Annotated in this window: 24 protein-coding genes, 5 tRNA genes and 1 pseudogene; 12 read left to right on the top strand and 18 right to left on the bottom strand. The window is 66.0% G+C overall.

The features are described from left to right. Nucleotides 1-35 precede the first annotated feature (35 nt). The 8 genes from ACWMMN_RS08045 to ssuD all read right to left on the bottom strand — a co-directional run bounded on the left by ACWMMN_RS08045 (nt 36) and on the right by ssuD (nt 5,142). A tRNA-His gene (locus tag ACWMMN_RS08045) sits at nt 36-111 on the bottom strand. Nucleotides 112-165: 54 nt separating this feature from the next. Beyond that, nucleotides 166-1,152, bottom strand: a complete 987-nt coding sequence (dusA, locus tag ACWMMN_RS08040; protein ID WP_059234568.1) for a tRNA dihydrouridine(20/20a) synthase DusA — start codon at nt 1,150-1,152, stop codon at nt 166-168. Nucleotides 1,153-1,282: 130 nt separating this feature from the next. Next, a complete protein-coding gene (locus tag ACWMMN_RS08035; protein ID WP_174991443.1) occupies nt 1,283-1,528 on the bottom strand; it encodes a hypothetical protein in 246 nt (81 codons plus the stop codon). A gap of 55 nt (nt 1,529-1,583) precedes the next feature. Continuing rightward, nucleotides 1,584-1,781 carry a hypothetical protein gene (locus ACWMMN_RS08030; RefSeq protein WP_059234572.1) on the bottom strand — a complete coding sequence of 66 codons (198 nt, stop codon included), beginning with the start codon at nt 1,779-1,781 and terminating at the stop codon, nt 1,584-1,586. 144 nt (nt 1,782-1,925) lie between these two features. After that, nucleotides 1,926-2,141, bottom strand: coding sequence for a TOBE domain-containing protein (locus tag ACWMMN_RS08025; protein ID WP_006476104.1), 216 nt, complete (start codon nt 2,139-2,141; stop codon nt 1,926-1,928). A gap of 57 nt (nt 2,142-2,198) precedes the next feature. Then, nucleotides 2,199-3,158 carry an ATP-binding cassette domain-containing protein gene (locus ACWMMN_RS08020; protein WP_486423194.1) on the bottom strand — a complete coding sequence of 320 codons (960 nt, stop codon included), beginning with the start codon at nt 3,156-3,158 and terminating at the stop codon, nt 2,199-2,201. Beyond that, nucleotides 3,155-3,967 carry an aliphatic sulfonate ABC transporter permease SsuC gene (gene ssuC, locus ACWMMN_RS08015; protein ID WP_486423193.1) on the bottom strand — a complete coding sequence of 271 codons (813 nt, stop codon included), beginning with the start codon at nt 3,965-3,967 and terminating at the stop codon, nt 3,155-3,157. Before ssuC ends, ACWMMN_RS08020 begins: the two co-directional genes overlap by 4 nt. A 17-nt stretch (nt 3,968-3,984) precedes the next feature. Further along, nucleotides 3,985-5,142, bottom strand: coding sequence for an FMNH2-dependent alkanesulfonate monooxygenase (gene ssuD / locus ACWMMN_RS08010; protein ID WP_059234577.1), 1,158 nt, complete (start codon nt 5,140-5,142; stop codon nt 3,985-3,987). Nucleotides 5,143-5,483: 341 nt separating this feature from the next. Between ssuD and ACWMMN_RS08005 the strand changes: the two genes are divergently transcribed. Next, nucleotides 5,484-5,912 carry a hypothetical protein gene (locus tag ACWMMN_RS08005; RefSeq protein ID WP_006484223.1) on the top strand — a complete coding sequence of 143 codons (429 nt, stop codon included), beginning with the start codon at nt 5,484-5,486 and terminating at the stop codon, nt 5,910-5,912. 120 nt (nt 5,913-6,032) lie between these two features. Here ACWMMN_RS08005 and ACWMMN_RS08000 read toward each other — a convergent pair whose 3' ends face one another. Genes ACWMMN_RS08000 through ACWMMN_RS07990 form a run of 3 tightly spaced genes read right to left on the bottom strand, consistent with a single transcriptional unit; the run spans nt 6,033 to nt 8,058 of the window. After that, entirely contained in the window at nt 6,033-7,187 is a 1,155-nt protein-coding gene (locus ACWMMN_RS08000; protein ID WP_486423192.1) for an enoyl-CoA hydratase/isomerase family protein, read from the bottom strand. A 31-nt stretch (nt 7,188-7,218) separates the two neighbouring features. Beyond that, nucleotides 7,219-7,551, bottom strand: a complete 333-nt coding sequence (locus ACWMMN_RS07995; protein ID WP_404823581.1) for a DMT family transporter — start codon at nt 7,549-7,551, stop codon at nt 7,219-7,221. Nucleotides 7,552-7,560: 9 nt separating this feature from the next. Beyond that, nucleotides 7,561-8,058: a heme-degrading domain-containing protein gene (locus ACWMMN_RS07990; protein WP_486423191.1), complete on the bottom strand. Its 498-nt coding sequence runs from the start codon at nt 8,056-8,058 to the stop codon at nt 7,561-7,563. A gap of 197 nt (nt 8,059-8,255) precedes the next feature. Here ACWMMN_RS07990 and ACWMMN_RS07985 point away from each other — a divergent pair. From ACWMMN_RS07985 to ACWMMN_RS07955, 7 genes are all read left to right on the top strand, one after another. Continuing rightward, nucleotides 8,256-8,332 (top strand) — tRNA-Met (locus ACWMMN_RS07985). Between the two features lie 185 nt (nt 8,333-8,517). Then, entirely contained in the window at nt 8,518-9,063 is a 546-nt protein-coding gene (locus ACWMMN_RS07980; protein ID WP_011351855.1) for an NUDIX hydrolase, read from the top strand. An 11-nt stretch (nt 9,064-9,074) separates the two neighbouring features. Further along, nucleotides 9,075-9,839 (top strand): leucyl/phenylalanyl-tRNA--protein transferase, encoded by a 765-nt coding sequence (gene aat / locus ACWMMN_RS07975; protein ID WP_059234585.1) that lies wholly within the window; start codon nt 9,075-9,077, stop codon nt 9,837-9,839. 33 nt (nt 9,840-9,872) lie between these two features. Continuing rightward, nucleotides 9,873-10,703, top strand: a complete 831-nt coding sequence (locus ACWMMN_RS07970; protein WP_059234587.1) for an arginyltransferase — start codon at nt 9,873-9,875, stop codon at nt 10,701-10,703. A 98-nt stretch (nt 10,704-10,801) separates the two neighbouring features. Then, a complete protein-coding gene (locus ACWMMN_RS07965) occupies nt 10,802-11,839 on the top strand; it encodes a quinone-dependent dihydroorotate dehydrogenase (protein WP_059234588.1) in 1,038 nt (345 codons plus the stop codon). 100 nt (nt 11,840-11,939) lie between these two features. Then, nucleotides 11,940-12,734, top strand: coding sequence for a cystine ABC transporter substrate-binding protein (locus ACWMMN_RS07960; RefSeq protein WP_059234590.1), 795 nt, complete (start codon nt 11,940-11,942; stop codon nt 12,732-12,734). Nucleotides 12,735-12,856: 122 nt separating this feature from the next. Continuing rightward, nucleotides 12,857-13,549 carry an amino acid ABC transporter permease gene (locus tag ACWMMN_RS07955; protein WP_006484207.1) on the top strand — a complete coding sequence of 231 codons (693 nt, stop codon included), beginning with the start codon at nt 12,857-12,859 and terminating at the stop codon, nt 13,547-13,549. Nucleotides 13,550-13,601: 52 nt separating this feature from the next. Here the strand turns inward: ACWMMN_RS07955 and ACWMMN_RS07950 are convergent, their stop codons facing one another. From ACWMMN_RS07950 to rnr, 6 genes are all read right to left on the bottom strand, one after another. After that, entirely contained in the window at nt 13,602-14,588 is a 987-nt protein-coding gene (locus tag ACWMMN_RS07950) for a Gfo/Idh/MocA family protein (protein ID WP_059234592.1), read from the bottom strand. Nucleotides 14,589-14,689: 101 nt separating this feature from the next. Then, a complete protein-coding gene (locus ACWMMN_RS07945) occupies nt 14,690-15,406 on the bottom strand; it encodes a FadR/GntR family transcriptional regulator (RefSeq protein ID WP_059234593.1) in 717 nt (238 codons plus the stop codon). 280 nt (nt 15,407-15,686) lie between these two features. After that, nucleotides 15,687-16,382, bottom strand: a complete 696-nt coding sequence (gene rpiA, locus ACWMMN_RS07940) for a ribose-5-phosphate isomerase RpiA (protein WP_340624077.1) — start codon at nt 16,380-16,382, stop codon at nt 15,687-15,689. Nucleotides 16,383-16,473: 91 nt separating this feature from the next. Beyond that, nucleotides 16,474-17,346, bottom strand: a complete 873-nt coding sequence (locus tag ACWMMN_RS07935; RefSeq protein WP_059234597.1) for an N-acetylmuramoyl-L-alanine amidase — start codon at nt 17,344-17,346, stop codon at nt 16,474-16,476. A gap of 96 nt (nt 17,347-17,442) precedes the next feature. Beyond that, complete coding sequence (rlmB, locus tag ACWMMN_RS07930) at nt 17,443-18,186, bottom strand: 23S rRNA (guanosine(2251)-2'-O)-methyltransferase RlmB (RefSeq protein ID WP_174991438.1); 744 nt, start codon at nt 18,184-18,186, stop codon at nt 17,443-17,445. Nucleotides 18,187-18,334: 148 nt separating this feature from the next. Continuing rightward, nucleotides 18,335-20,833, bottom strand: coding sequence for a ribonuclease R (gene rnr / locus ACWMMN_RS07925; protein WP_174991437.1), 2,499 nt, complete (start codon nt 20,831-20,833; stop codon nt 18,335-18,337). 250 nt (nt 20,834-21,083) lie between these two features. On the opposite strand from rnr, the gene ACWMMN_RS07920 reads away from it, so the two are divergent. The 4 genes from ACWMMN_RS07920 to ACWMMN_RS07905 all read left to right on the top strand — a co-directional run bounded on the left by ACWMMN_RS07920 (nt 21,084) and on the right by ACWMMN_RS07905 (nt 22,874). Further along, nucleotides 21,084-21,170: transfer RNA gene (locus ACWMMN_RS07920), tRNA-Leu, on the top strand. A gap of 187 nt (nt 21,171-21,357) precedes the next feature. Beyond that, nucleotides 21,358-22,347 (top strand): aliphatic sulfonate ABC transporter substrate-binding protein, encoded by a 990-nt coding sequence (locus ACWMMN_RS07915; RefSeq protein WP_486423190.1) that lies wholly within the window; start codon nt 21,358-21,360, stop codon nt 22,345-22,347. A gap of 110 nt (nt 22,348-22,457) precedes the next feature. Then, nucleotides 22,458-22,544, top strand: a tRNA-Leu gene (locus ACWMMN_RS07910). Nucleotides 22,545-22,787: 243 nt separating this feature from the next. Beyond that, nucleotides 22,788-22,874: transfer RNA gene (locus ACWMMN_RS07905), tRNA-Leu, on the top strand. A gap of 141 nt (nt 22,875-23,015) precedes the next feature. Here ACWMMN_RS07905 and ACWMMN_RS07900 read toward each other — a convergent pair. After that, nucleotides 23,016-23,264, bottom strand: a pseudogene (locus ACWMMN_RS07900) (OsmC family protein); the annotation flags it as partial. Nucleotides 23,265-23,510: the final 246 nt, after the last annotated feature.

Here is a 23,510-nt window from a genome sequence, read left to right as displayed (position 1 = left end):
CGGTTCGATGAACCGGGCTTTTTGCTTGAATTTGTTGGGGTGGCTGATGGGACTCGAACCCACGACGACAGGAATCACAATCCTGGACTCTACCAACTGAGCTACAGCCACCACTGATACTGCTTGCTTCTCTTCGCTGTTTTGTTTCAGCAGCGAAGAACAAGATTATACGAAGTCTTTTGAATCTTGCAAAGCCTTTTTTTCAAAAATTTCTTCGGCTTCGATCAGATGCGCGCGCGCCTCGTCGAACACGGCCAGATCGCCGCGTGCGAGCTTCTTGTTGTCGGACAGCACGCGACGCCAGCCACGCGCGCCCGGCATGCCGCGATACAGCCCGAGCGCGTGACGCACGATCGCACCGAGGTAAGTCCCGCGCTTCAGTTCCGCCGCGCAGTATTCGATCAGTTGCGCTTCGGCCTCTTCGCGCGTCGGCACCGCGGCGGTCGATCCGTAGAAGCGCGTATCGACTTCGGCCAGCACAAACGGGTTGTGATACGCCTCGCGGCCCAGCATCACGCCATCGACGTGCTCGAGATGCTGCGCGACTTCGTCGAGCGTCGTGATGCCACCGTTGATCACGATCTCCAGAGACGGAAAATCGCGCTTCAACCGATACGCATAGTCGTACTTGAGCGGCGGAATCTCGCGATTCTCCTTCGGCGACAGCCCCTTCAGGATCGCGTTGCGCGCATGCACGACGAACGTTTCGCAACCGGCTTCGGCCACCGTGCCGACGAAATCTCGCACGAACGCGTAATCCTCGACCGCGTCGACGCCGATCCGGTGCTTGACCGTCACCGGCACCGACACCGCGTCGCGCATCGCCTTCACGCCGTCGGCGACGAGTTGCGGTTCGTTCATCAGGCACGCGCCGAACGCGCCGCGCTGCACGCGCTCGGACGGGCATCCGCAATTCAGGTTGATTTCGTCGTAGCCCCACTGCTCGCCGAGTTTCGCGGCGCGCGCGAGATCGTCACGCTCGCTGCCGCCCAGTTGCAGCGCGATCGGCGATTCGCTCGGCGTGAACGCGAGATGCCGCTGGGCATCGCCGAACAGCAGCGCGCCCGTCGTGATCATCTCCGTATACAGCCACGTGTTGCGCGTCAGCGTACGGTGGAACGACCGGCAATGACGGTCGGTCCAGTCGAGCATGGGCGCGACGGAGACGCGGCGGGGAGGAAGCGAGGACGGAACGGACATGGAAATCGGGCAACAGGCCAGGCGGCACGGAAACAACCGGATATTTTACCGCAATACGGGCCGTGCCTGCCCGGCGAGCGCGCTACGCGTCGCCCAGCTCCGCATCGACCGCCCGGCGCGCCTCGTCGAACACGCGCTCGAGCACGCGCCGCTCGGTCAGCAACATCCCGTCGACCTTGACGAGCCGCCAGTCGATCCGCACGGCATCGCCCTGCAGCACGCGGTAGTGCGCATGCTCGCCATCCCAGACCTGCTCGGTCTTCACCTCGATCTCGAAACCGCGGTACGGCTCGCTGAAATCGCCGAGGTCGCTGCCTCTCGGTTCCATCGCACGCTCCGTGGCGACGCGGCGCCAGGCCGCCCGTGCAGCCGGCGCCGTGCGCTCAATCGTATTCGTTGGACAAAAAGGATTTGCCATCGGCCGTCAGGTCGACCCGGTCGGCCGTCGCCTGATAGATCAGCCCCTCGTTCAGCAACGCATAGACGACGTCGTCGAACGCGGCGGGAACCGGCCGGCTTTCGCCGAACTGGTCGATCCACTTCAGCGCCTCGATGGCTTCGGGGGAAAGGATGGGGGTCATGCGTTGGCCTCCGGCGTCGGTGTCGCTCCATCCTAGCACTTCGTCCGGAGGTCGAATACCGAGGCAAACGCGCCGATGAAATGCCGGTGCGGCGTCAACGGGCACACCGCCCGCCGACACCGCACCGGCGCAGGACATGCGCGCTCAGAGACGCGCGATCGAAACTTCCGTCGACTTCACGAGCGCGACGACTTCCGCGCCGACCTTCAGTTCGAGTTCGTCGACCGAACGGGTCGTGATTACCGACGTGACGATGCCGAACGGCGTCTCGACGTCGACCTCGGACACCACGGAGCCGCGAATGATCTCCTTCACCTTGCCCTTGAACTGATTACGTACGTTGATTGCAGTGATGCTCATCGGGATGATCGCTCCGAAGAAAAAAGTCTCAGAACGGGCGGCCGGAGCCGCCCGGAATTAAACGGCCCAGCGGATCTGCCCGACCGGTCGAACGTTGTCTGCTTCATGCTCCGAGTACTGATCGGCCGCGCCAGGGCCGCCGGCGAGCACGCGCTTCAGCACGCGATCCTCCAGCGCCGCAAATGCGGCCGACGCGCGGGCACGCGGCCGGTCGAGCGGCACCGGCTGGTCGAGAGCCACACGCCCCTGCTCGATCAGCAGGATGCGGTCGCCGAGCGCGACGGCCTCCTGCACGTCGTGCGTGACGAGCAGCGCTGTGAACCGGTGCTCGCGCCACAACCGCTCGATCAGCGCATGCATCTCGATGCGGGTCAGCGCGTCGAGCGCGCCGAGCGGCTCGTCGAGCAACAGCAGTTGCGGCCTGTGCACGAGCGCCCGGGCCAGCGCGACGCGCTGCCGCTGGCCGCCCGACAGTTGCGCGGGCCAGTCGTTCGCGCGCTCCAGCAGGCCGACTTCATCGAGCACCGCACGCGCCTGGTCGCGTGCACCGCGCCCGAGGCCCAGCATCACGTTCTGCAGCACCGTTTTCCACGGCAGCAGGCGCGCATCCTGGTACATGATCCGCGTATCGAGCACGCCGCCGCCCTCGCCGCGCGTCACGAGCGCGCCGCTGCTCGGCTGCTCGAGTCCCGCGACGAGACACAACAGCGTCGATTTCCCGCAGCCGCTGCGGCCGACGATCGCGACAAAGCTGCCGCGTGCGATGCCGAGCTCGACGTCGTCAAGCACCGTGCGGGCGCCGAACCGCTTGCTGACGCCCGACAGCGTCACCGCGTCGTCGGGCGCCGGGCTGCCCGCGCGCCGCCGCGCAAGCGGCACGACCGATGCGCCGCCGTCACGTTCGAGGATCGCCGCGTCACGCGCGTCGCCGTCCGTGACGCGCGCCTGCGCCAGCTCGACCTCGAGGTCTGCGCCGGCGAGCGGGCCGTAGGCGGCCGCCGAAGTCGTCGCATTCATGCCTTTGCTCCAGATTGATACGCGGGGTGCCAGCGCAGCGTCACGCGCTCGAGCCATTTCGCCAGCACATCGGCCAGCTTGCCGAGCACCGCGTACAGCAGGATGCCGACCACCACCACGTCGGTTTGCAGGAATTCACGCGCGTTCATCGTCATGTAGCCGATGCCCGACTGCGCGGAGATCGTTTCCGCGACGATCAGCATCACCCACATCAGCCCGAGCGCGAAGCGCACGCCAACGAGGATCGACGGCAACGCGCCGGGCAGGATCACGTCGCGGTACAACGCGAAACCGCGCACGCCGTAGCTCTTCGCCATCTCGATCAGGTTCGAGTCGACCGAGCGGATCCCGTGATACGTATTGATGTAGACCGGGAAGAACACGCCGAGCGCAACGAGGAACAGCTTCGCCTTCTCGTCGATGCCGAACCACAGGATCACGAGCGGAATCATCGCGAGCGCCGGGATGTTGCGGATCATCTGGATCGTCGAATCGAGCGCCACTTCGGCCGCTTTCGACAGGCCGGTCGCGAGCCCCAGTGCGAGGCCGACGCCGCCGCCGAGCGCGAAACCGAACAACGCGCGCCACGTGCTGACCTTCACGTTCGCCCACATTTCGCCCGACGTCACGAGCGACCAGGCAGCGCGCACGACCGCAACCGGCTCGGGCAGCACGCGCGTCGACAGCCAGCCGGTGCGCGCACCGACCTCCCATACCACCAGCAGCGCGAGCGGCACGAGCCACGGCGCGACGCCGCGCCACGCGCGGGCCGCCACGACGGCGCCCGTCGTCGACGTTTTCGTTGTCATCGCAGGCCTCCTCACGCTCAGCTCTGGCTCGCCTTCGGCAGATAGCTGTTGCCGACGATCTCGCCGAACGGCCCCGACAGCGGGCCGGTCGCCTTCTCTGCGCCCTTGCCCTTGATCAGCGGGAACACGAGCTCGGCGAAGCGATACGACTCCTCGAGGTGCGGATAGCCGGACAGGATAAACGTCTCGATGCCCAGATCCGCATATTCGCGCATGCGTTCCGCGACCTGCTCGGGATTGCCGACGAGCGCCGTGCCGGCACCGCCGCGCACGAGGCCGACGCCGGCCCACAGGTTCGGATACACCTCGAGCGCATCGCGACCGCCGCGCTTGCCGCCGTGCAGCGCCGCCATCCGGCGCTGGCCTTCCGAATCCATGTTCGCGAACGCCTGCTGTGCCCGCGCGATCGTGTCGTCGTCGAGACGGCTGATCAGGCGTTCGGCGTCACGCCATGCTTCGTCCTCGGTCTCGCGCACGATCACGTGCAGGCGGATGCCGAACTTGATCTTGCGACCGCGCGCTTCGGCGCGGGCCCGGATGTCGGCGATCTTCTTCGCGACGGCCTCGGGCGGCTCGCCCCAGGTCAGATAGGTATCGATGTGATCGGCGGCAATCGCGTGGGCGGCCGGCGACGAACCGCCGAACCACAGCGGCGGATGCGGACGCTGCACGGGCGGATAAAGCGCCTTGCCGCCTTTCGACTGCAGGTGCTTGCCGATGTAGTCGAAGCCGCCGTTGTCGTGCGATGCGGCCAGCAGCCCGCGCCAGATGTTCAGAAAATCGTCGGTGATCTCGTAGCGGGTGTCGTGATCGGCAAACAGGCCGTCGCCTTCGAGCTCGGCCGCATCGCCCCCCGTCACGACGTTGATCAGCAGGCGGCCGCCCGACAGGCGGTCGAACGTCGCGGCCATCCGCGCCGCGAGGCCCGGCGACGCGATGCCGGGGCGCACGGCGACCAGGAATTTCAGGCGTTGCGTCGCCGGGATAAGGCTCGACGCGACGACCCACGCATCCTCGCAGGAGCGGCCGGTCGGCAGCAGCACGCCGTCGTAGCCAAGCGTGTCGGCCGCTACCGCGACCTGCTTGAAGTAGTCGTAATCCGCGGCGCGCGCGCCTTCGGCCGTGCCGAGATAGCGGCTGTCGCCATGCGTGGGAATAAACCAGAACACGTTCATCTGCTGCTCCTGCTTGACTGTCACTGCCGAAATTTTGAAAAAACATCGCCCTGCTCGCGTCGCGGATGCGCGGCGCATGCATGGTGTGCGTTCGAATCGGGATGGCTCGCCGGTCAGGCCGTGCAGCGGGCGAGGACGCGATTGCACGGCTGTTTCTGGGAAATCAGTCTAGGGATCGGTGCAGGGCTTTGGAACGATTTTTTTGAGCTTAGGTTTTCCGCTTTCCTGATTAGCACGACGCTGGAGCGAATATCGCCGCGGCCGGGCCCTATAATGACGCACCTATCCGAATAACTCCGCGTGTACGGCCCCGGCCGTGCGCGCCTGCGGTGCACTCATCGATGCAGAAAGTCATCCTGCCATTCCTGTCCGGCTTCCTGGCCGCCCTGTTCTTCCGCGAGGCGACGCTCGCCCTCCTTCACACGGCCGATCTGATCGCCGCAACCGGCTTCTCGACGCAGCCGTTCGCGCCGCTCGGCATTCCTGAATTTGTCGCGAATGCGCTGATCAGCGCGTGCTGTGCCATCCCGATGGCGTGGCTGCTGCGCGTTTCGCCTGAGCGCGAGGCCTCGTGGATCGGCGCACTCGTGTTCGGCGGCATCGTGCTGACGGCCGCCCGCGTGTTCGCGATCGATCCGCTGCGCGGCATCTGGCCGTCGGGCAACATGATGCCCGTGCTCGCGGCCGGCTTCGCCGCGAATGCGGTATGGGGCTTCGGCGCGCTCGTGTTCATGCGTGCGTTCATGTCCGACGACGCGGGCGACGAATAACGCTCGCACGGGCACCAAGCCCTTCGGCCGCGGACCGGTCGACCTCCGCAAAAAAAGGCCGCCTGCATCTGCAGGCGGCCTTTTCGTTTCCGTCTCGCGTGCCGGTCAGCCCGGCCGACGTCAGTCCTTCAGCTTCCGCAGCGGATGCGTATCGGGCGTCCACGGGCTGTCGAACATCGCCGCCACGTCTGCGCGCTGAACGTCGGCCGCCGACTTGAAGCGCCACACGGGCTGGTGATCCTTGTCGACGATCAGCGCGCGCACGCCTTCGATCACGTCGCCGCGCGCGAACGTCGAGCGCGTGAGATCGAGATCGCGTCGCAGGCAATCGGCCATCGTCGCGCCGCGCGCGCGTTCGACGACTTCGAGCGACACGGCCATCGACAACGGCGACAGTTGCTCACGCATCGCGTGCGTCGCCTTCTCGACCCACCCGTCGACGGCCGCGCAATCCTGCTCCGCGTCGAGCGACGCGAGGATCGCGTTGAGGTCGGGCTGCGCAAAATGCCGGTCGATCCCGGCGCGCGCATCGGCCAGCGCCGACGTGTCGGGCGTCGGCACGACCTTGTGCGCGGCCGCTGCATCGGCGACGCAGGCGACGGCCTGCGCGCCGCTGTCGATCGGCGCGCTGCGCAGCGTGTCGAGCAACGCCGGCAGCGCGGCATCGGGGAGATAGACGTCGGCGAGTTGCGCGTACAGTGCGTCGGCCGCGCCGAGCGCCGCACCGGTCACCGCGAGATAGCGGCCAAGCGCACCGGGCGTGCGCGCGAGAAACCAGCTCATCCCGACGTCCGGGAACAGGCCAATGCGCGTTTCGGGCATCGCCATCTTCGTCGAGTCGGTCACGACGCGCAGGCCGCCCGTATGCCGGGCCGCCTGAGAAATGCCCATGCCGCCCCCCATCACGACGCCGTGCATCAGCGCGATATACGGCTTCGGAAAGGTAAAGATCGCATGGTTCAGCGTGTATTCCTCGATGAAGAACGTGTCGACCGCGTCGCGGTCGCCGCGCTGCCATGCATCGTGGAAGAAGCGCACGTCGCCGCCCGCGCAGAACGCGCGCGGGTGCGGGCTGTGCACGACGACCGCGACGACATCGGGATCGTCGCGCCACGCATCGAGCGCCTGCTGCATCAGCCGGATCATGCCGACCGACAGCGCGTTCAGCGCCTTCGGCCGGTTCAGTTCGAGAAAGCCGATGCGGTTCGCGACATAAGCACGCACATCGGGCTGGGCGAATTCGGCGGAGACGGCAGCGGAAGTGGAATCGGTCATGAGAGTCATCCGGCAAACGGCAGTCGCACGCTCAGTGCGCCTGCATCTTCGAGAACAGGTTCAGCACCACGACGCCCGAGATGATCAGCCCCAGGCCGATCACCGCCGGCAGGTCCGGCACCTGACGATAGAGCAGCATCGCGACGAGCGTGATCAGCACGATGCCGGCGCCTGACCAGACTGCATAGATGATGCCGACGGGCATCGTGCGCAACGTGAGCGACAGGCAGTAGAACGCGATGCCGTAACCGGCGACGACGAGCGTCGACGGCCAGAAGCGCGTGAAGCCGTCCGCCGCGCGCAGCGCGGACGTGCCGACCACTTCCGCGACGATCGCGATCGCGAGCCATGCGTAACCGGGCAGTTGCATCGCTCAGCTCCTGGCGAGAGACAGTACGGCATAGTCGTGGCCGAGTTCCGCACACAACGCCTCGACGACGAATTCGTGATCCGCGCGCTGCGGCAGCCCCGACGCGGTGATCGAGCCGATCACGCCGGCGCCGGCGACGGTCAGCGGAAACGAGCCGCCATGCGGCGCATATTCGGCGATCGGCAACCCGTGCTTGTCGGCGAGCGTAGTGCCGGCCTGCTGCATACGCAGGCCGATCGCATACGAGCTGCGGCGGAAATGCGCGACGACGTTGCGCTTGCGGCGCACCCAGTCGGCATTGTCGGGCGTGGCTCCAGCGAGCGCCGCGTAGAACAGCGGCTGGCCGAACGTGACGATGTCGATCGCGACCGCATGGCCGCGCGACGTCGCGAGCGCATGCATCCGGTTGCCGAGCGCCCACGCGCGGGCCGGGTCGAAATGGGGAAACACGAGCGCCTGTTCCTGCGCGCCGATCGATTGCAGATCGTGAGCGATGTCCATGAATCCGTCGATGCAGTGATGAGAGTCGCAACGGGGCCGACGCGATCGCGCATGGCCCCGCTGAATAGGAGACGAAACAAACCGCTTGATTCTAGCGCACGTACCCGCCGTACCGGCCCCACAAGCAGCGACAAGAAATTGTCAGAAAGCGCTTGCACGCATTCGGGATAACCCATATAATTCATTTCTTCGACGGACGCGGGGTGGAGCAGTCTGGCAGCTCGTCGGGCTCATAACCCGAAGGTCGTAGGTTCAAATCCTACCCCCGCAACCAACCGTCCAGAATTACGCAAAAAGCCCGGCCCAGCGCCGGGCTTTTTGTTTTTCCGCGCCCGAGCGCCGCGCCCTCTTCGCGCATGCGCACCTCCGCTTCGCACGTCGTGCCGCCTGCATGCGCTGGCGTTCAAGAATGCCGCGCCCCGGTGATACACTCGCATCACCTCGTCCCTTCCACTCGACATGAAATTCTGCTCCGTCTGCGGTCACGAAGTCATCGCGCGCATTCCTCCGGGCGACAACCGCGAGCGCTTCGTCTGCGATCACTGCGGCACGATCCACTATCAGAATCCGCGCAACGTGGTCGGCACGGTCCCGGTCTGGGGCGACCAGATCCTGCTGTGCCGCCGCGCGATCGAACCGCGCTACGGGTTCTGGACCCTGCCGGCAGGTTTCATGGAAATGGGCGAGACGACGGCGGAAGCCGCCGCACGCGAAACGCTCGAGGAAGCCGGCGCGCGCGTCGAAGTGCAGAACCTGTTCACGCTGCTCAACGTGCCGCACGTGCACCAGGTCCACCTGTTCTACCTCGCACGGCTCACCGATCCGGCGTTCGAAGCCGGCGAGGAAAGCCTCGAGGTGAAGCTGTTCGACGAAGCCGACATCCCGTGGGACGAGATTGCGTTCCCGACCGTCAGCCAGACCCTGCGATTCTTCTTCGCCGATCGCGCCGCGGGCGACTACGGCGTGCACACCGGCGATATCTTCCGCTCGCTGCGCAACGGCTGAGCCCCCGCCCCATGGTCCCCTGGCTCGGCCCGGACGATCCGTTTCCGTCCATCGAACGCGCGCTCGGTCCCGCGACCGGCGCGCCCGGGCTGCTCGCCGCGAGCGCCGACCTGCTGCCGTCGCGCCTCATCGACGCATACCTGCGCGGCATTTTCCCGTGGTACTCGGACGGCCAGCCGGTGCTGTGGTGGAGCCCCGACCCGCGCATGATCCTCGTGCCGGCCGAATTCAAGGTGTCGCCTTCGCTGCGCAAGACGCTGAAGCGCGTGCTGCGCCAGCCCGAATGGGAAGTACGCGTCGATTACGACTTTGCCGGCGTGATGCGCGCCTGTGCGCAGGCGCCGCGGCGCGGGCAGCGCGGCACATGGATCACCGCCGAGATCATCGACGCCTATACGTCGCTCTACCGCTCCGGCAACGCGCACAGCATCGAGACGTGGCATGACGGGCGTCGCGTCGGCGGCCTGTACGGCGTGTCGTTCGGGCGGATGTTTTTCGGCGAGTCGATGTATGCGGACGCGACCGACGCCTCGAAAATCGCGCTGGCCACGCTCATCGCGCACCTTCGCGGGCAGGGGCTGGAGATGATAGACTGCCAGCAGAATACGTCGCATCTAGCGTCGCTCGGCGGCCGCGAGATCGCACGCAAGGCCTTTGTCGCTCACGTGCGCAGCGCGGTAGCCGAACCGCCGATTCCGTGGCAGTTCGACAAGCGCGTGCTCACCGCGCTGACGGGCCCCGCCGAAACGGCGGCGCCCTCCGGGACCGAGCGCTAGCGCGGCACTCCTTCCCTGCATCGAGAGCTGCCCATGACTCACCCGACTGAGCTGCCGCTTTCACCGCTTTCGGCGCTGCAATTCTATGCAACGGCGCCCTATCCGTGCAGCTATCTGGACGGCCGCATCGCGCGCTCGCAAGTCGCGACGCCGAGCCACCTGATCAATTCCGACATCTACACCGAACTCGTGAAGGCCGGCTTCCGCCGCTCGGGGGTCTTCACGTACCGTCCGTACTGCGACGGCTGCCGCGCATGCGTGCCGGTGCGCGTGCCCGTCGGCGAGTTCGTGCCGTCACGCACCCAGCGCAGGATGTGGAAACGGCACCGCGCGCTGATTGCGACGGTTTCGCCGCTGCACTACGACGAAGAGCACTATGCGCTCTACATGCGCTACCAGTCCGCGCGCCACGCGGGCGGCGGCATGGATCGCGACAGCCGCGACCAGTACGAGCAGTTCCTGCTGCAGAGCCGGATCAACTCGCGTCTCGTCGAATTCCGCGACCTCGACGCGCCGGGCGGCGAGCCCGGCAAGCTGCGCATGGTCAGCATGATCGACATCCTCGGCGACGGGCTGTCGTCGGTCTACACGTTCTTCGAGCCCGACGACCAGCACACGAGTTACGGCACCTACAACATCCTGTGGCAGATCGAACAGGCGAGAAGCCTCGGCCTGCCGTACGTGTACCTCGGCTACTGGATCCGCGAGAGCCCGAAGATGGCCTACAAGGCGAACTTCCATCCGCTCGAGGGGCTGATCGACGGCCGCTGGAAGACGCTCGATCCGGACCGCATCGACCTGCCGCCGGTCGACGCGGCGCTGGCCCGCGCGCCGCTGCCCGGCGGGCATTCCGGCTCGGGTTGATGCACGCCGCGGCGGCTACGAAGCGAAGCACGCCCCTGCCGCCCAACTCCCGGTAAAATAGCGGGTTGTCATTCATTCCGGCCGTCCGCCCAATTCCCGTGTTCAGTTCCCTCTATCCGCTGGCCCGCGCATCCCTGTTCAAAATGGATGCGGAAGACGCTCACCACCTTACGCTGCGCGCGCTCGGCGCGGCCGGCCGCACGGGCCTCGCCTGCGCGCTGTCGGCCCGCGTGCCGGACGCGCCGCGCACCGTGATGGGGCTCACGTTCCGCAACCCGGTCGGCCTCGCGGCCGGCCTCGACAAGGACGGCGCGGCCATCGACGGCCTGGCGGCGCTCGGTTTCGGCTTCATCGAGGTCGGCACGGTCACGCCGCGCGCACAGCCCGGCAACCCGCGCCCGCGGATGTTCCGCCTGCCGCAGGCCGAAGCGCTGATCAACCGGATGGGCTTCAACAACCACGGCGTCGACCAGTTCGTGAAGAACGTCCAGGCGGCCCGCTATCGCGGCATCCTCGGCCTGAACATCGGCAAGAACGCCGACACGCCGATCGAGCGCGCCGCCGAGGACTACCTGTACTGCCTCGAGCGCGTGTACCCGTTCGCGAGCTACGTGACGATCAACATTTCGTCGCCGAACACGAAGAACCTGCGCCAGTTGCAGGGCGCCGGCGAACTCGACGCCCTGCTCGCCGCGCTGAAGGACAAGCAGCAGCGCCTCGCCGACCTGCACGGCAAGCTCGTGCCGCTCGCGCTGAAGATCGCGCCCGATCTCGACGACGAACAGGTCAAGGAAATCGGCGACACGCTGCTGCGCCACAAGATCGAAGCGGTCATCGCCACCAACACGACGCTGTCGCGCGCGGCCGTCCAGGGCCTGCCGCATGCGGACGAAGCCGGCGGCCTGTCGGGCCGCCCCGTGTTCGACGCGTCGAATGAAGTGATCCGCAAGCTGCACGCCGAAGTCGGCAACGACGTGCCGATCATCGGCGTCGGCGGGATTTTCTCGGGCGAAGACGCCCGCGCGAAGCTCGCGGCCGGCGCGGCGCTCGTCCAGCTTTACACCGGCTTCATCTACCGCGGCCCGGCGCTCGTGTCGGAATGCGTGAAGGCGATCGCCCGCGAACGCACCGCGTAATATAGACATAAACAAACTGTATTTAATGGTCGATAGCGTTTTTGCTATCATCGACCTTACTACCAGAATCATTGACCCGGACAGGGCAAGGACACACACGATGAAATTTTCGCTGCTGAAGAAGCTGCTGGTCGCCGGCCTGATCGGCACGTCGTTCGCCGCCGCGACCGCGCATGCGGCCGACCTCCTCGACCAGGTCAAACAGCGCGGCACGCTGCGCATCGGCCTCGAAGGCACGTTCCCCCCGTTCAACTCGAAGAACCCGCAAGGCGAACTCGTCGGCTTCGACGTCGACATCGCGAAGGCTGTCGCGGCAAAGCTCGGCGTGAAGGCGGAATTCGTGACGACCGAATGGAGCGGCATCATCGCGGGCCTGCAGGCCGGCAAGTTCGACGTGATCGCCAACCAGGTCGGCATCACCGACAAGCGCAAGGAGACGCTCGACTTCTCGCCGGCATACACGTACTCGTCCGCGCAGCTGATCCAGCGCAAGGACGACACGCGTGAGTTCAAGTCGCTGGACGACCTGAAGGGCAAGAAGCTCGGCGTCGCGCTCGGCACGAACTACATGGACATGGCGAAGTCGGTGCCCGGCATCGACGTGAAGACGTACCCGGGTGCGCCCGAGTACCTGCGCGATCTCGCGGCCGGCCGCCTCGACGCAGCGCTCAACGACCGCCTGATGCTCGCGTACCTGACGAAGAACTCTCAACTGCCGCTGCGCCCGGGCGCGAACGTCGGCTCGGCAAACCCGTCGGGCATCCCGTTCAAGAAGGGCAACCCGAAGTTCCAGAAGGCGATCGACGACGCGATGGCGCAACTCGAAGCCGACGGCACGTTCACGAAGATCTCGGACAAGTGGTTCGGCATCGACGTGACGAAACCGATCAAGTAAGCACGCCTGCATTTCCCGCCTGACGGCGGGCCGGAAAGGGCGGCATCCTCAACGATGCCGCCCTTTGTTTTATTGGTCCGGTTTATGATTGCGCTTTCGCGCACGCATTCGATTCGTATTCCATGTCGACAACGTCCCTGCTCGTTCAATCGCTGCCGGTACTCGCTCAGGGTGCCGTGCTGACCGTCAAGTTTGCCGTGCTGTCGATGGTGTTCGGCCTGCTTGGCGCCGTCGTGCTCGCGATGATGGGCATCCGGCAGAGCGAAGCCCTCGACGGCTTCGAGCGCATCTGGGTCAACGCGCTTGCGTGGCTCGCGCGCGCATACGTGAGCCTGATGCGCGGCACGCCGCTGCTCGTGCAGATCTTCGTCATCTATTACGGGCTGCCGAGCCTCGGCATCTCGCTCGACCCGACGCCGGCCGGCGTCATCGCGCTGTCCGCGAACGTCGCGGCTTACATGTCGGAAAGCATGCGCGGCGCGATCAACGGGATCGCGCGCGGCCAATGGCTCGCCGCCTACAGCCTCGGGCTGTCGTGGGGGCAGACGCTGCGTTACGTGATCGGCCCGCAGGCGCTGCGCATCGCCGTGCCGAGCCTGTCGAACAGCCTGATCAGCCTGATCAAGGACACGTCGCTCGTGTCCGTGATCACCGTGACCGAACTGCTGCGCAGCGCGCAGGAAGTGATCGCGGCGACCTATCAGCCGCTGCCGCTCTATCTCGCCGCCGCGGCCGTGTACTGGATCCTGTGCCAGATCCTCGAGTGGGTGCAGCGCTGGTACGAAAAGCGCCTGTCGCTGCCGTCGCGTCACTGAACCGCGTGGTGCCGCCGGGCCGCGCTCGCGCGCCCGGCTTCCTCCTTCCCGCTTACTCGCCCGAATAGCGCACGCCGAGCACGGCTCGCGCCGCGTCGGTCATCGCGATCATCTGGCGCGAATGGTCGTGCGTCATGATCGGGCTTTCGGTCTTGCCCGCGCGCAGCAGGTCGCAGAAATGCGCGGTTTCGTAGTTCAGCCCGCCGCCGTCGACCGGTGCGTCGAGTTCGACGGTGCGTCCGTCCGCGTAGCGGATCGTCGCACGCGCGGGGTTCCACCACTTCTCGTGAATCGTCACGTGGCCGCCGGCCGCGGCGATCAGCGCGTCGCCGCGCCCCATCACGTCGAGCCCGCAAAAGAGCTGCGCGATCCCGCCGTTCGCATGCACGCTGTTCAGGCTCGCGAACAGGTCGACACCCGTCGTACCGACGCGGCCGAGCGTCTGCACGTCGAGCGCCGCGCCGAGCCAGTCGACGGCAAGAAACGTCTCGTAGATCCCGATGTCGAGCAGCGCGCCGCCCGCGCGATCGAGACGATAGACGGCATGATCCTCCGGTACCGACGACGACGCGCACCCCGCCCGTACGAGCCGGATCTCGCCGATCGGATCGTCATGCAGATGCGCACGCAACTGACGGTACAGCGGGAAGAACGGCGGCTTCATCGCTTCCATGAAGAGCAGCCCGGCATCGCGCGCCGCCTGCAGCACGGTGTCGAGTTGCGCCGCGTTCAGCGTCGCCGGCTTTTCGCACAGCACGGCCTTGCCGGCGGCCAGTGCGGCCAGCGTGTACTGCGCGTGACTGTCATGGAGCGTCGCGATGTATACCGCATCGATATCGCTCGCGAGGAGCGCTTCGAGGCTCGCGGCAGGCGTGCCGCCGCAAGTCCCGCAAAAGGCGGCCGCGGCGTCGGCGCGGCGGGCCCATGCACCGGCGAGCGTGGCGCCCGGCACGTGCGCGAGGCTTTGCGCGAAGCGGCGCGCAATGCTGCCTGCGCCGACGATGCCGAAGCGCACCGGGCGATGGTCGTTGTCGTTCATCCTGATCTTCCGTGTCGGTCGTATGGCGATGGCCGGCACGCTGCCGGCCGGCCGTCATGATAAACGGCCTGGCGGCACACGGATGAGCGACACGTGCCGCGTCAGGCTCGCATCGGCACGTCGACCGAGAAATCGCGCGAAATCTCGTCGGCGCTGAAATCGATCAGCGCGAGCGATGCCGCTTCGGCTTCACGCGGGTCGCGCCGCTCGATCGCGTCGACGACACGCGCATGCGCCTTCACCGCGATGTCGTGCGCGCCTTCCTTCTGCACGACGCGCGGATTCACGAGGCGCACTGCACCGCGCACGATCGCCGCCATCTGCTGGAAGAACTGGTTGCCGCTCGCCTGGACGATCCGGGTATGCAGCAACTCGTCCGCGGTGTCGTAGCCGGGGTCGCCCGGCTGCAGCACCTTGAACGCATCGAACGCTTCGCGAATGCCCGCGATGTCGGTCGCCGTCGCACGCACCGCCGCCTGCGCGGTTGCACGCGGTTCGATCAGCATCCGGAATTCGATGACGTCGCGCATGAACTGCGGGTCGGGTTTTGCCCGAAATCGCCAGCTCACGACATCTTCGTCGATCATGCGCCAGTCACGCATCGGCCGCACACGCGTGCCGACCTTCGGACGCACGTCGAGCATGTCGCGCGCAAGCAACATCGACAATGCTTCCCGCATCACCGTACGACTCACATCGAACTCTTTCGACAGCACGTCCTGTGGCGGCAAGATGCCGCCGTACTTGTCTTCGACGATACCCGAGACAAGCCCATCCATCACTTTGGCGACCAGTGACCGGTCTTTGCCCTGCTCCATGACACCTCCCCGTGCGTCGATTTGCGAACACCTGCTCCGCAGTTCCGCCGGCCCTGGTTACTACTGTTCTTATGATCTATAAGTTGATGAGTTCGACGATATTTCGCTATCTGGTAAACACCTGACAGGGTTATCCCTCTTTTTGACGGGGTGATTTATACGGCTAAAAAAAAGGCCCGGGAAGCGCGCTGCGCCTGCCGGGCCCCGATTTCCACAAGATTTAAACATTCAGTCCATTACAAGCGATTTCGCGCCATTACGGACTGCTTCTCATTCAGATTCAGCCAGCCGGATAGACGATCGTTTCAACGCCGTTTTCCGTGCCGAGCAAGCACAGATTCGCACCACGTTCGGCGAACAGGCCGACCGTCACGACGCCCGGCCATGCGTTCACCTGCGCTTCGAAGCCGCGCGGATCGGCGATCTGCAGCCCCTTCACGTCGAGGATCTCGTTGCCGTTGTCGGTGATGTACGGTGCGCCGTCCTGGGTCACGCGCAGCACGGGCACGCCGCCGAGCGCGGTCACGCGCCGGCCGATCGCCGTGCGCGCCATCGGCACGACTTCGATCGGCAGCGGGAACGCGCCGAGCACCGGCACGCGCTTGCTGGCATCGGCGATGCAGACGAACGTGTCGGCCACCGACGCGACGATCTTCTCGCGCGTCAGCGCGCCACCGCCGCCCTTGATCATCGCGCCGCTCGCGTCGATCTCGTCGGCGCCGTCGACGTACACCTGCAGCGAGTCGACCTCGTTCAGGTCGAACACCTTGATGCCGTGCGATTTCAGACGTTCGGTGGTGGCCACCGAGCTCGACACGGCGCCGCGATAGCGCGTCTTGACGACGGCGAGCGCGTCGATGAAGCAGTTGGCGGTCGAGCCGGTGCCGACACCGATCACGGCGCCTTCCGGCACGTTCTGGATCACGTAATCGGCGGCGGCCTGGCCGACGAGGCGTTTGAGTTCGTCTTGAGTCATGGAGTGATGATGCTGCGGGATTGCGGGAAACCGCCAGTTTACCGGAGTCGGCGGACGGCCCGCGTTTTTCGGCGTGCGACGTGCCGCGCGCTCAGGGCGCGCCGGCCGCCGGTGCGCTGTCCATCGGTTGCGTGCCGGGAAAGTACTTGTCGAGCAGCGCCTGCGCAATCGCGTCGCTTTCCGCGTCCGGATTGCCCGCATAGTCGGACGGCCGGAAATGCATCTGGAACGCCGCGAACACGTGGCGTGTGCGTGCGTCGAGCACGCCGTCGGTCGGCACGTCGTAGCCGTAGCGCGCGAGCTTGAGCTGTAGCTCCCGCACGTCGACGGGCGCGTGCGGATCGCGACCACCGAGCCGCGCAGCCACGGTCGCATCGTCCGGCCACGCACCGACACCGGCCTGCGCGAGCGCATGCCACGGAAACAGCGGCCCCGGATCGATCTTGCGTTGCGGCGCGATGTCGCTGTGCCCGACCACTCGCGTCGGCGGAATCCGGTAGCGCGCGACGATGTCCTTCGACAGGCGGGTCAATGCGTCGACCTGCCCGGGTGGGTAGGGCTGCCACGTGCGATTCTGCGGATCGAGCGGGCCGCGGTTCACGTTCTCGATGCCGATCGACACCGCGTTCAGCTCGGTCGCGCCCTGCCACGCGCTGACGCCCGCGTGCCATGCGCGTTGCGCTTCCGGAACGAGCTGGTAGACAACGGGCATGCCGCGCTCGGTGCGCGGCTGCGGCGGGATGACGTAATGCACGCTGACCGAATCGCCCGTCAGCGTGCGCAGCGATTTCGCCTCGTCGCTTTCGGTGTAATGCATCACGAGAAAGCGGATCCGCGAATCGGCACCGCGCGCGTGCAGGCCGGTGTCAGCGTAGTAGGTGCCGCGTTCGACGAGCGACGGCGACGTACAGGCCGCCAGCAGGCACAGCACGGCGCACGACGCGCCAATTCGGAACAAGGTCATCGGTCGCGGGCTCCGGGGAGCCGCGTGCGGCATCGCATCGCCGCACGCGTCGTTCGGATCATCGAGGCCCGCGCGTGTCGCGCGGGACAGGTTGCGTCAGCCCTTCACGCGCCGCTGGCGCACGGCTTCGTACAGGCACACGCCGCTGGCGACCGACACGTTCAGGCTCTCCACGCTGCCGGCCATCGGGATGCTCATCACTTCGTCGCAGGTATCGCGCGTCAGCCGGCGCATGCCTTCGCCTTCCGCACCCATCACGAGCGCGACGGGGCCGTCGAGCTTCGTTTCGTAGAGCGTCGCCGACGCCTCGTCCGACGTGCCGATGACCCACACACCGGCTTCCTTCAGCTCGCGCAGCGCGCGGGCGAGGTTCGTCACCGTGATGTACGGCACCGTATCGGCTGCGCCGCTCGCGACCTTGGCCGCGGTCGCGTTCAGGCCGACCGCACGGTCGCGCGGCGCGATCACTGCATGCGCGCCGGCCGAATCGGCGACACGCAGGCATGCGCCGAGGTTGTGGGGATCGGTGACGCCGTCGAGCACGAGCAGCAGCGCGGGACCCTGGATGCCGTCGAGCAGTTCCGACAGGTTCTGCGCGAGCGGCACGTCCTCGACGCGTGCGACGACGCCCTGATGGCGCTCGGTGTGCGCCAGGCCCCACAGGCGCGTTTCGTCGGCCGCGATCAGCCGCACGCCCGCTTCCTTCGCGGTGTGCAGGAAGTCCTGCATGCGGCGGTCGCGGCGCGTCTGGTCGTACAGCACCTCCGCAACCGTCGATGCATCGTGCCGCAAACGTGCGGTCACCGCATGAAAACCGTAAAGAACCTTCAGACGTGACATGACTGGAACAACCTTCGATCAAACGTGCGGCCGCACGACGTGCGCAGCCGCGATCCATGGAAAAGGAAAGCGCCGCGTGGCCGGCCGATGACCGGTGACGCGGCGTCTCTCGATACTGCAGGGCATGCGCGTGCGCCGCCCCGAACGCTCAATACTTCTTGCGGGCGTGCGTCTTCTTCGCAGTCGGCTTCGCCGGCGCACCGCCACCGCCGCCGCCGCCGCCGCCCTTCTTCTTCGCGGCGGAACGCGCGGCGCGCGCGTCCTTCACCGCGACGCTCGGCGCGCTCGCGGCCTTCTTGCGACGCGGAGCGGACTCCTCCGCCTGCGGCAGCGCGCGCACGCGCGGACCGTTGCCGTTACCGCTGCCGTTACGCTCGGCGCCGGCGGCAGCCGGCGCAGGCGACGGACGCGGCGCCTTCACCGGCGTATCGCGCACGAGACGGAAATCGATCTTGCGCGCATCGAGATCGACGCGGCTCACCTGCACGCGCACGCGATCCGACAGGCGATAGCGGATCCCCGTTCGTTCGCCGCGCAGCTCGTTCTTGATCTCGTCGTACTGGAAGTAGTCCGAGCCGAGTTCCGTCACATGCACGAGCCCTTCGATGAACAGCGTGTCGAGCTGCACGAAGATGCCGAACGACGTCACGCCGTTCACCATCCCGCCGTACTCCTCGCCGAGCTTGTCGCGCATGAAGTAGCACTTGAGCCACGCTTCGACGTCACGCGACGCTTCGTCCGCACGACGCTCGTTCGCCGAGCAGTGCAGGCCGAGCTCTTCCCAGATCGCCGTGTTCGAACGCGAGCGGCCGCGCGATTCGTCGTCGGCCTGCTGCATTGCGCGCGCGCGCGGCGACAGCGCCGTGTTCAACTCGAAGCCTTCCGGCGCCTTCGGCACGTACTTCTTGCCGGACAGGATCGCGTAGATCGCACGGTGCGTGAGCAGGTCGGGATAGCGGCGGATCGGGCTCGTGAAGTGCGCGTACGCCTCGTAGGCGAGACCGAAGTGGCCGATATTGTCCGGGCTGTAGACGGCCTGCTGCATCGAACGCAGCAGCATCGGCTGTAGCATCTGCGCATCGGGCCGGTCGCGGATCTGCGCCATCAGCGCCGCGTAGTCGCTCGCATGCGGCTTGTCGCCGCCGCCGAGCGACAGGCCCATGCCGCGCAGGAAGGCGCGCAGGTTCTCGAGCTTCTCCGGCGTCGGCCCCGCGTGCACGCGGTACAGGCCCGGATGCTTGTTGCGCTTCAGGAAATCGGCCGCGCAGACGTTCGCGGCCAGCATGCATTCCTCGATCAGCTTGTGCGCATCGTTGCGCTGGCGCGGCACGATCTGTTCGATCTTGCCCTGCGAGTTGCAGACGATGTAGGTCTCGGTCGTGTCGAAATCGATCGCACCGCGCTTCTGGCGTGCAGCGAACAGCGACTTGTAGACGCCGTACAGGTCCTGCAGGTGCGGCAGCAGATCGGCGCGACGCGCGGCCTCCGGCCCCTTCGTGTTCGACAGCACGGCGGCGACTTCGGTGTACGTCAGGCGCGCCGCCGAATGGATCACGGCCGGATAGAACTGGTACGCCTTGATCTCGCCGCGCGCGGTGATCACCATGTCGCACGCGAGCACGCAGCGGTCGACGTGCGGATTCAGCGAGCACAGGCCGTTCGACAGTTTTTCCGGCAGCATCGGGATCACGCGGCGCGGGAAATACACCGACGTGCTGCGCTCGAGCGCATCGGCATCGAGCCCGGTGCCCGGCTGTACGTAGTGCGACACATCGGCGATCGCGACGATCAGCCGGAAGCCGTCGCCGCGGCCGACCTTGACCGGCTCGCAGTAAACGGCGTCGTCGAAGTCGCGGGCGTCCTCGCCGTCGATCGTCACGAGCGGCACGTCGCGCAGGTCGACGCGGAAACGCAGGTCGGTCGGCCGCACCTTGTCGGGCAGCGCAGCGGCTTCGTCGAGCGCCGGCTGGCTGAATTCGTGCGGCACGCCGTACTTGCGCACCGCGATCTCGATTTCCATGCCCGGATCGTCGATGTCGCCGAGCACTTCGACGACACGGCCGAGCGGCTGCGAATGACGGCTCGGGAAATCGGTCAGCTCGACGACGACGACTTGACCGACCTTCGCCTTCTTCACGTTCTGCGTGATCAGGATGTCGTGGCCGATGCGCTTGTCTTCCGGCGCGACGATCAGCGCGCCGTTCTCGTTGAGCAGACGGCCGATCACGCGCTTGTTCGCGCGCTCGGTGACTTCGACGACATGCCCTTCCGGACGACCGCGGCGATCGTAGCCGACGATCCGCGCGAGCACGCGATCGTTGTGCATCACCTTCTGCATTTCGCCGTTCGGCAAAAACAGGTCGTCCTGACCGTCGTCGCGGATCACGAACCCGTAGCCGTCGCGATGCCCCTGCACGCGCCCGGCGACGAAGTTCGACGGATGAGTCAACTGGTAATGGCCGCGCTTGTCGAGGCGGATCTGGCCGTCGCGTTCCATCGCGGCGACACGCCGGAAGAACCCCTCGCGCTCCTGACGCTTGATCGACAGTGCTTCGGCGATGTCGTTGGCGGCCAGCGGCGCGTCGCTCGTACGCAGCACGCCGAGAATTTCTTCACGGCTCGGAATGGGGTACGGATATTTGCTCAAGGGTTTGTCGATGGTTGTTCTCGTTGCGTTGATTGATGGTGCACGGCATCAACATAGAGGTGTCCGTCAGACAGTTCTATATTGACGGCGGCGGCCCATTCTATCACCCGCCTGTGTCGCCAAATGACGGGAATGCCGCCGGCAGGCGCGATGGCAGCCGGTTTACGATGCATCGCAAAAAAGTGTTGACACGAATAATTGGGGCGCTATAATTTCGCTTCTTTGCAGCAAGCAGCTCACTGCAAAACGTGCCCAGGTGGCGGAATTGGTAGACGCACTAGGTTCAGGTCCTAGCGGTGGCAACATCGTGGAGGTTCGAGTCCTCTCCTGGGCACCATCTGTATTTTGAAAAGGTCGGCTTCTAGCCGGCCTTTTTTCATTTCCGCGCCCGCATCGCGATGCGGCCGTCATCGGCCTTATGTCCGCCGTTCCGATCGATAGCAGAATTAATCGGTTATCAATCGCCCTTCCCGTTGTTACGTTAGCCGCCTTGCTTGCAACGTATCCAACGAGGAGCACGCTTCATGACGTCGATGAACCGCCGCGCGTTCGCGCGCGCGATGCTGGCCGCAGGCCTCACCGCCGCAGGCGTCCGGGTGCACGCCGAAAATGCGCCTGCCGCCCTGCGCATCGGCTATCAGAAGTCGTCGACGCTCATCACGCTGCTGAAGACACGCGGCACGCTCGAACAGGCGCTGACACCGCTCGGCCTGCGTGTGTCATGGCATGAATTCGCGAGCGGATTGCCGCTGACCGAAGCACTCAACGTCGGCGCCGTCGACTTCAGCGCCGACGTGGCCGATACGGTTCCCGTCTTTGCGCAAGCCGCACATGCGCGCTTCGTGTACGTCGCGCAGGAAGCACCTTCGCCGAAGGCGCAGGCGATCGTCGTCAAGCAGGACAGCACGCTGCGCACTCTCGCCGACCTCAAGGGCAAGCGCATCGCGGTCACGAAGGCGGCCGGCAGCCATTACCTGCTGCTTGCCGCACTCGCACGCGCGAAACTCGCGCCCGCCGATGCCGCGATCCACTACCTGACACCCGCAGACGGCCGCGCCGCATTCGAGCGCGGCAGCGTGGACGCATGGATCACCTGGGATCCTTATGTCGCATCGGTCGACAGGAATCCCGACGTTCGGATTCTGACCGACGGCGACGGACTCGCGTCGTACCAGCGCTACTACCTTGCATCGAGCAGTTTCGCTGCTGCGCGGCCCGACGTCGTCCAGATCCTGTTCGACCAGTTGTCGCAGGCCGGCACGTGGCTGCGCGACCATCCGCAGGAGGCCGCGGAAACGCTCGCGCCGATCTGGGGGCTCGACGCTGCGACAATCGCACGCGCGAACGCGCGACGCAGCTACCTCGTCCGCGCCGTGGCCGCGCAAAACTTCGGCGAACAGCAGAAGATCGCCGACACGTTCCTCGCGGCCGGACTGCTGCCCGCCCGCGTCGATACCGGCCAGGCGCAGCGCTGGAATTTCACGGCGAAACGTGCGGAGCCGGTCCGCGCATGAAGGCCCGCCACGCACGGGCGCCATATTTTTATCGATTCGGATGAAATTGTGTTGACAGACTCCGCCGACACGCTAGAATAGCGGTCTTCGCACTGCAGCAAGCGAAACGTGCCCAGGTGGCGGAATTGGTAGACGCACTAGGTTCAGGTCCTAGCGGTGGCAACATCGTGGAGGTTCGAGTCCTCTCCTGGGCACCACTCGATTGAGAAAAAAGGTCGGCTTCTAGCCGGCCTTTTTTCATTTCCGGCACCGGAATCGATGTGCATGCGCGCACCGACATCGATGACTTACGTTCGCCGCCACGCGCTTGCACGCACTGCCCGCCCCGCCCGAACACGCCCGACCAATTATTTTCGTTCGCGACCTCAAATAGTGTTGACAGCCTCGATAGACGCGCTATAATTTCGCTTCTTTGCAGCAAGCAGCTCACTGCAAAACGTGCCCAGGTGGCGGAATTGGTAGACGCACTAGGTTCAGGTCCTAGCGGTGGCAACATCGTGGAGGTTCGAGTCCTCTCCTGGGCACCACTCGATTGAGAAAAAAGGCCGGCTTTTAGCCGGCCTTTTTTCATTTCCGGCGCCAGAATCGCACCTCACCCCGATCACGCGCACCGCGTGCCGGATGCCGCCTCTCGCCATCTTCGCGTACGGACATACCGCTTCGGTTTCCGCGACCAGCGCACGCGCGTCATCAAGATCGACGCCCGGCATGCCGACCTCGACATCCAGTTCGATCTCGAACAGGCCATCCGACGGATCGCGCTGAAACGTTGCGCTCGCCGAGATCGCCAGATCCGTCGGCAAGCGAATCCTGCGCTTCATCGCGACCAGCGTCAGCGCACCGTGAAAACATGCCGCAAACCCGGCGGCAAACACCTGCTCCGGGTTCGTGCCGCCGCGCGCACCACCCAATTCCATCGGCAAACGCAACGACAGGTCGCGTTCGCTCGATGCCACGCGCGCGCCCGGACGATCGGCCGTGCGCCGATTCGCCACCGGTGACGACGACCGTCGTCGCGTAAAGCAGCAGCGGCTCGCTGCCGGCAAGCGATCAGGCAACGACACTGAAGGTCGTGTCGTGCGTTGCATGGGTTTCTCGCGGAAGAAGACACGGCGCGATCCCGATCGCACCATACCGGATGTTCAAGAGCGATTCCGAACCGT

This window comes from Burkholderia cepacia complex sp. TUM26381 (genome assembly GCF_057439935.1).
This window is presented reverse-complemented; position numbering and strand designations above follow the sequence as displayed.